The sequence below is a fragment of the Porphyromonas levii genome, assembly GCF_018206105.1.
Taxonomy (GTDB): Bacteria; Bacteroidota; Bacteroidia; order Bacteroidales; family Porphyromonadaceae; genus Porphyromonas_A; species Porphyromonas_A levii.
On sequence record NZ_JADRGN010000097.1, the window covers coordinates 1 to 493 of the forward strand.

At 43.0% G+C, this 493-nt stretch carries 2 tRNA genes; both read left to right on the top strand.

Going from position 1 to position 493, the window contains the following annotated elements:
• Positions 1-137: 137 nt before the first annotated feature.
• Positions 138-213 (top strand) — tRNA-Pro (locus tag IX315_RS09650).
• 25 nt (positions 214-238) lie between these two features.
• A tRNA-Arg gene (locus IX315_RS09655) sits at positions 239-312 on the top strand.
• The last annotated feature ends 181 nt before the right edge of the window (positions 313-493 follow it).

Sequence of the window (493 nt, forward strand, 5' to 3'; positions counted from 1 at the left end):
TAGTTATCTCCCTAACCGTGTGCAAAGATACCAATATTTTTGAAGAAAGCAAACCTTTCTCCAATTTTATTTTACTTGGAGGAGATTTGATGTGGTTCGTATGGATATTTATAGTATCTTTGCATACACAAAAAGCTCGGGATGTAGCTCAGTCCGGTTTAGAGTACACGTCTGGGGGGCGTGGGGTCGCTGGTTCGAATCCAGTCATCCCGACAAAGAGAGTTTTGAATTATGGATTGGTTGGGTAGCTCAGCTGGATAGAGCAATAGCCTTCTAAGCTATCGGTCATGGGTTCGAATCCCATCCCAATCACGAGAGGTGTAAAGGCTTGTAAACAAGCCCTTTACACCTCTTTTCCTTTTGGAGAGTATCGGTTTTGGAGGGTAGATTTGTGGCGATTTTTGGTAAAATGAGGGGTGAAAGATGGCAAAAAAGGCTACATTTGGGGGCAAAAGGGAGCAAATTGAGCGCAAATCTTCCAGCAAAAAACTAA